This is a genomic window from Micromonospora sp. NPDC047707 (assembly GCF_040704235.1).
GTDB lineage: Bacteria > Actinomycetota > Actinomycetes > Mycobacteriales > Micromonosporaceae > Micromonospora.
The window spans coordinates 1-7,055 of record NZ_JBEYSU010000082.1 but is presented as its reverse complement, the minus strand read 5'-3'; the positions used below and the strand labels follow the sequence as shown (position 1 = coordinate 7,055).

Genomic DNA, 7,055 nt, shown 5'->3' with positions numbered 1-7,055 from the left:
TGCCGCCGGCGATGTCGACTGGCTGGTGTCGGTCGATTCGACCATCGTGCGGGCCCACCAGCACGCCGCTGGAGCTAAAGGGGGAGCCGAGAAACGGACGAACCACAAGATCACGCCCTCGGTCGATCCCGAGGCGGACTGACCACGAAGGTCCACCTCGCCTGCGACGGCGCCGGCCGCACCCTGGCCTTCGTGCTCTCCGGCGGCAACGTCAACGACTGCAGCCGCTTCGCCCACGTCCTGGCCGCGATCCGTGTCGGGCGGCCCGGACCTGGCCGACCCCGCGTCCGTCCGGACCACGTCATCGCCGACAAGGGCTATAGCTCCAAAGCGATCCGCGTCGACCTGCGTCGACGCGGCATCCGGCACACCATCCCCGAACGCGCCGACCAGCAGGCCAACCGCCGCCGACGAGGCAGCCGCGGCGGCCGCCCACCGGCGTTCGACAAGCAGCTCTACAAGCACCGCAACGTCGTGGAACGCTGCTTCAACCGACTCAAGCAGTGCCGCAGTGTCGCCACCCGCTACGACAAGACCGCCACCTCGTACCAGGCCACCGTCACCATCGCCGCGCTACTGCAATGGCTGTGAACCTTTGAAGACACTGCCTAGTCCCGTCCCATCGTTGAGCACGATCTATCGGGTGCTGGTCCGTCACGGGCTGATCGACCCGACACCTCGGCGGCGCCGGCGAGAGGACTACCGCCGCTGGGAACGCGGCAGGCCGATGGAGCTGTGGCAGCTGGACATCGTCGGCGGCATCCAGCTCGCTGACGGCGGTGAGGCCAAGGTCGTCACCGGGGTCGACGACCACTCCCGGTTCTGCGTGATCGCCGCCGTGGTCCGCCGCGCCACCGGTCGGGCAGTCTGTCTGGCCTTCGCCGAGGCCCTGCAACGGTTCGGGGTGCCCGATGAGGTGCTCACGGACAACGGCAAGCAGTTCACCGCCCGGTTCGGTCGCGGTGGTGGGGAGGTGATGTTTGATCGGATTTGCCGGGAGAACGGCATCACCCATCGGCTGACGAAGCCCCGCTCACCCACCACGATCGGCAAGGTCGAGAGGTTCCACCAGACCCTGCAACGCGAACTCCTCGACGACGTCGAGGTCTGGGCTGATCCGGACGAGGCCCAGGCCGCCATCGACGTGTTCCGGCACGAATACAACTTCGAGCGGCCCCACCAGTCTCTCGGAATGGCGTTCCCGGCCGACCGGTTCACCGCTGAGCCGCCCGAGGAGCAGCTGCCGCTGCAGGTGCCGCCAACGCTGGCCACCACCATTCCCGCCCCCCGCCGGCCGCTACCAGCACCAGCGGCACCTGGGCCCGCCGCCGGCCAGTCCACCGTCACCGCAGCGCCGGCCACCAGCGACGACGTCGGCCTGGCGGTGGAGGTCACCCGCCTCGTTCCCACCTCGGGCAACCTCACCGTCTGCGGGCAACAGTTCTGGCTCAGCCCCACCCGAGCCGGGCTGCCGGTCACGCTGTGGGCCGACACCACCGTCGTTCACCTGCTCATCAACGGCGTCAGGCTCAAGACCGTGCCGTCCCGACTCACCCCCGCTCACCTGCGCCAACTCCTCGCCGATGATGGCCAACCGGCCGGACCACCACCGATCACCACCGGCCCCGTCCAGGCCGGCGGCCCGATCGAGGTCGACCGGCTCGTCAACGCCACCGGCCTCATCGGCCTCGCCGGCCGGCAACACCCCGTCGGTTACCACTTTGCCGGACAACGGGTCACCGTCCGACTCGACCGCAGCCTCATGCAGATCACCGCCGACGGCGTCCTACTGCGCAGCCTGCCCAGCCCCCTCACCCCGGCCGAGACCACCAGCATCCGCGATGCCCGCCCCGCCGGACCACCACCCACCCCGGCGTCCGAACCCGTGCGGGTCGAACGCCGCGTCAGCTGCCGAGGATCCCTCGTCATCGCCGGTCAACGCATCCACGTCGGCATCACCCACGCCCGAGCCACCCTCACCGTCGAAGCCGCCGACACCACCTTCCGCATCCACGACGGCGACCAGCTCCTCACCGAGGTGCCCCGCACCACGACCAAGCCGATCGCCAGGTTCAAGGTCCGCAAACCCGAACCTCCACGCCTACCCGGCGATAATGCGGCGAGCAAACAGCCTGACCCCAAGGAGAAGCCGTGACGATCAGAGCCGAGGTCCGAGAGTTCTGCCAACACGGCCCGCTGCCCTCTGAGCAGGACGACTCAGAGCATGCCGACGCCGACCCCGAAAAGCGGCAACAGCTGCTGCACGCCATCACCCCACCCGTCACCGACGAGGAGGCCCGACTTCTCACCACATGCTTCGGAGACGACAACTGCTTCGGACTGGCCTGGACCCTGCTGCACCTCGTGGAGTCCGCCCCCACACCACCCGTGACGTCCGAACCGTCCGAAGGCTCCAACGAATGGATCATGAGGCTGTGGATCCGCTACCAGAACAGCCTCACGGGTTAATCCCCTGAGGCGCAGGCAACCAACAGAGGCAAGATCGTCTAGCCGGACGTGTCACCCAACATCTGACACCAATCCGTCACGCATCAAGTGGAGCCCGACATAAGACGACGTTGAGACAACGTTGAGACGACGTTGAGGAACCGCACCTGCCTGCCGTTGGCGGTCACGTCGAACTGGAAGTCCAGGGCCCACATCTGATCTGGTCGACAGGCGCGCATCCGCTGATGCCGGCCCGGTCCGGCCCGGCGCCTCTTGCGCACCCTGGGCGGCCGTTTCAACCCTTCGTCGAGCCACAGCCGGCGAGTGCGTTTCCGGTTGACCACCAGCCCCTCGCGGGCGGCGATCGCGTGGGCTTTGCGCCAGCCCCACCGCGGATAGTGCGCGGAGATCTGCCGCAGCCTGGCCCGCAGCACCTCATCAGCATCACGCCTGGCTGGGGCCGGCCGGCGTGGCGCCGAACGGTGCTGCCCGACCACCCGGCAGGCCCGGCGTTGGGACACTCCGAAGCGCTGCTGCAACACGCTCACGGCGCGGCGGCGGCGCTCCGGACTCACCAGTTTCCCCGGTTCAACTCCTTGAGCATGTCGATGTCGAGCAGCTGCTCGGCGACGATCTTCTTCAGCCGGGCGTTCTCCCGTTCCAGGTCCTTGAGCCGCGTGGCGTCATCGGCTTTCATCCCGCCGTACTGCGCCACCCACCGGTGCCAGGTCGCCCCGGAGACCTCCAGCTGCTTACACACCTCAGGCAAGCCCGAGCCCTGCCCGATCAGCTTCTCGCCCTCCCGCAGCTTGCGGATGATCTGCTCCGGCGTGCCTCCGCCTGGTACCCATCGTGATGACTCCTCCCGGCCCCATCATGGGGCATCGGGCGCTCACAACAGGTGGACCACCTCACAGCGACCCGGTCAGTTCCCTGACGTTCGGAACCGGACCTGATTGAGGTTCGCGCTGCCTTCTCGCTGCCTCGCTAACAAGCTCTGTGCGTTCCGTCTGGACGTGTGAACGCCCGTCCGCGACCTCGGGCGTTTGTCCATGCGAAGCCGTCGGCGACTGTCATGGTCGGCGTTCGTTGCTGCCAGCGTTGCTGTCGCCGACTCGTAAGACACACGGTTTAGATTCCCGACGGCGGTAACGCGTCAGCCACTGGCCGATCCGGCGTTGTTGATCACCGACCATGCGGCGGTTCGCATGCTCCGCGTCCGCGGCATCCACCCCGCACCCTCCGCCGCAGAGCCGAGTCCTCCAGACCGACTCGGCTGGAAAACACATTTCCGCAGTAGGCGTAAGCCCCCACTGGACATCGGTGTGGGCCTACGCCTACTCAAAGGGTGACGCGGAGTACCACTCTAGTTGTCGTCTTTCACATCAGTCATTGACGACGTATGCGCGGATGGTGGTTTGTTCTAGCTGGTTGCCGTTCGTGTCCGTGGCCTGGGTGCGCAGCGAGACCGCACCCGCTGGCGGGTTGTCCACGGTAGCTAGCCACCGCTCGCCGGTCCGGGTCAGTGGCGCTTTGTGCCAGGTACCACCGTCGTCGTAGGAGACCTCGACGGTGAGGTCCGCGACGGCCGCGGATCCGGCTGTCGGCTGCCGGTAGATCTCCACGGGAATGCGGTAGCCGCTGCCGGGGCGGGCGTGGTTACGATCGTCCAGCTTCGGGCTGTACCGCACGCCGAGCAGCGGCAGGGCCACCGCCCGGTTTTCGTCCACGTGACTGGACCGGAAGGTCCACGCGGTGGTGACGTTGGTTGATACCTCGATGACCGGCATCGTCACCGTCATCTCCAGCCGGTAGGTCGCCGGCTCCGGAGGCAGGTCGGTGTGGAGAGAGCCGGCGTGTGGCAGCTCCCTGATCAGCTGGCCGTCGCGGTACAAGCGCGTGCGCCCAGGTACGGGTTTGCTGAAGGATCCGCCATGGCCGGGTACCGAGTCCACGAACTGGTCGAGGGCCGCGCTGAACCTGTCACCCTGGCGTGTCACACCGTACGGAAGACCGCCGAGTTCGCGTGGCTCGCCGAGCTGTGGACCGAACACGCCTTGGCTCCATGTCCTTCGGTAGCTGCGACCCGGCTGGTAAACCTTGGAATCGCGTTCGGCCAGGATGAAGTCGGTGGCACCGGTCTCTAGGTCACCCTGGGTCATGTTGGACCTCCACTGCACGTTCCTGGCGAGGAAATACTCAGTGCGGTGGAAGGGCAGCGGGGCGGCCAGGCGCTTGGCGGAGCCAGCGGCGGGATAGTTGATCAGCTCCGGTCGGCCGGTGGCCGGTTGTGCGTAGTGCCCGGTCTTGAACTCCCGTCCCTCGCCGGTGGCCGAGTAGTGTGCGTCGATCGTGGCGAAGTCCTCCGGGTGCGGTCGCAGCCGCAGGCCGGTGAACAGTCGACCGAATACGCCGTCGGCCAGCTGGTACTCGTACGGGCTGCCGAAGAAGTCGCCGGCCGGTCCCGGTTCGGCGAAGCGGCCGGTCATGAAGCTGAGCACGTTGTCCTGGCCGGCCGGTTGGCCGCCAAGGTCGGCGGTGAACAGCGGCGTGGTGTCGTCCCCCGATACGGTGTAGAAAAGCACCGCGTCGGGTCGGCGCATGTCGCGGGCGACGATGAGGTCCCAGTCCATCATTTTGGCTGAGGCCCGCGGCACGGCCAGCTCCACCGGCTTGGCGTGGCGTGCGTCCACGGTCACCGTAGTGTCGCGGCTGACGTCGAGCACGAACTGCATCAGCAGGCTCGTGTCGGTTGTTCCGGCGGTGGTGCTGAACTCGGCCAGCGTGTATTGCCCGGGAGGCAATCGCAGCGTGGATTTCGCTTCGGAGCCGAAGACGACGCCACCACAGAAGACGTCGCTACCACAGTCGCCGATCCTGTCCAGGAAGGTGACGTACGAGCCGGGTGTACCGCCGTCCCGGCCGACATGGGTGATCTCGACGTCGTAGTATTCGCCCTCCTTCTCCACCGCAAGCGGCGTGGTCACCACCACCCCGGTACCGGTCGCGACGAGCCGGCCAGCATAGCGGCCCACCGGAACCTGGATGGGCCGGGTGTCCGCGGTGACCACCACCTGCGCGCTGCCGCCGGCCGGCACGACTACCCGGCTCGGGTTCACCGCGAACAGTTGGTCCGGTGCAGGCTGGGCGTCCGGGCCGGACACCGCAAGCGCCAAGTCGAGTGAGACGGCGACGGATCCGGTGTTGCGGTATGTCACTGTCTTGGACAGCACCGGGTCGTCCTCGTGTGGCCATCGTGCGATGCCGAACCCCAAGCTCGCTGGTCCGGCGGTAACCGACTGAGTGATCGCCGCGGCGACGTCGGTCCGGCCGGCACCCTGGTCCAACACGCCGGCTCCGGCCGTGGTCCGGGCCGAGCCGATGAGTGCGGCCTTGACCTGTTCGCCGGTCCAGTCAGGATGCTGCTGGAACAGCAGCGCGGCGGCACCGGCGACGTGCGGGCTGGCCATGGACGTGCCAGACGCCGTGACGTAGCGCTCATCGACGACCTCACCGATCTCGGTGCCGGCGGCCCGAGCGGCGACGATGTCCACACCGGGGGCGGCGATGTCGGGTTTGAGTCCGCCGTCACCGGTCCGGGGACCGCGGCTGGAGAATTCGGCTGTCGTGTCCTGCCGGTCCACCGCCGCCACGGTGAGCGCTGCCTCGGCGCTGCCCGGCGATTCCACGGTGGCCTCGGACGGGCCGGAGTTGCCGGCCGCGATGACGAACAACGTCCCGTACTGGGCGGACAGCGTGTTCACCGCCTGCTCGATCGGATCGATACCTGGGGTGTCCGTCCCGCCGATGCTGACGTTGGCGACCTGGGCATCCTGGGTGGCGGCGGCCCATTCCATGCCGGCGAGGATGGCGTCTTCCGCGCACCGGCCCCCCGTGTTGCAGACCTTCGCGTCCAGCAGCCGCGCGTCAGGCGCGATTCCGCGGTACCGACCGCCCGACGCGGCGCCGCTGCCCGCCGCGATCGACGCGACGTGCGTACCGTGGCCATTCTGGTCCCCGGCCGGATCCGCGGTGAAGTTGGCGGATGCCACCACCTTCTCGCCCAGGTCCGGGTGGCTGGTGTCGATGCCGGAATCGATGACCGCGATCCGAACCTGGCGACCGGTCAGGCCCGCCTGCCACGCCGCCGGCGCACCGATCTGCGCCGCGCTGCGGTCCAGGGTCAGCCGCCGCTGGCCGTTCAGCCATACCTTGTCCACTCCGGCATTGCCGCCAGCGATCGTGCTCCACCAGGCCAGCGTGTTCTTCTTGGGCACGGTCACCGCCGCACCACTCACACTGGGCAATTGGCGAACCGTTTTCGCCGCGCCGATCGTGGTCTTCGAGGCGCCGGCCCGGTATTGCACGATTAGCGGCAGGTCCGCCCGCCGTGTGTCGTCATAGCCTTGCGCGAGCAGGCTCGTCACGTCGAACAGGCGCGGGTCCAGCCGGCCCGCCGCGACTAGCGCGGCGGCATCGCCAGGAACCACCTGGAGCTTGCCGATGTTCCGGCTTAGAACTCCTAACAGAATGATCTAGGCGGGCGTGTGGTTCTGTCCCTCATGGACGGTCAACTACAGTGATCGGCCGTGAGGCGAGGTGAGCAG

The 7,055-nt window shown here is 67.9% G+C and carries 3 protein-coding genes and 2 pseudogenes; 3 read left to right on the top strand and 2 right to left on the bottom strand.

What is annotated here, in order from left to right; genetic code table 11:
* The 3 genes and pseudogenes from AB0873_RS31365 to AB0873_RS31355 all read left to right on the top strand — a co-directional run.
* Nucleotides 1–591 (top strand): annotated as a pseudogene (locus AB0873_RS31365) (IS5 family transposase); the annotation flags it as partial.
* A 136-nt stretch (nucleotides 592–727) separates the two neighbouring features.
* The gene (locus AB0873_RS31360; protein ID WP_366604326.1) at nucleotides 728–2,155 is read left to right on the top strand and encodes a DDE-type integrase/transposase/recombinase; all 1,428 of its coding nucleotides are present in this window, start codon (nucleotides 728–730) and stop codon (nucleotides 2,153–2,155) included.
* Nucleotides 2,152–2,469: a hypothetical protein gene (locus tag AB0873_RS31355; protein WP_366604324.1), complete on the top strand. Its 318-nt coding sequence runs from the start codon at nucleotides 2,152–2,154 to the stop codon at nucleotides 2,467–2,469. The genes AB0873_RS31360 and AB0873_RS31355 overlap by 4 nt, the downstream gene beginning before the upstream one ends.
* 101 nt (nucleotides 2,470–2,570) lie before the next feature.
* On the opposite strand, the pseudogene AB0873_RS31350 reads toward AB0873_RS31355, so the two are convergent.
* Both AB0873_RS31350 and AB0873_RS31345 read right to left on the bottom strand, forming a co-directional pair.
* Nucleotides 2,571–3,268: pseudogene (locus AB0873_RS31350) on the bottom strand (transposase); the annotation flags it as partial.
* 565 nt (nucleotides 3,269–3,833) lie between these two features.
* Nucleotides 3,834–6,938 carry a S8 family serine peptidase gene (locus AB0873_RS31345; RefSeq protein WP_366604323.1) on the bottom strand — a complete coding sequence of 1,035 codons (3,105 nt, stop codon included), beginning with the start codon at nucleotides 6,936–6,938 and terminating at the stop codon, nucleotides 3,834–3,836.
* Nucleotides 6,939–7,055: the final 117 nt, after the last annotated feature.

Coding starts and splice junctions, on each gene's coding strand:
- AB0873_RS31360 (WP_366604326.1), top strand. CDS start 728: ATGGAGCTGTGGCAGCTGGACATCGTCGGCGGCATCCAGCTCGCTGAC.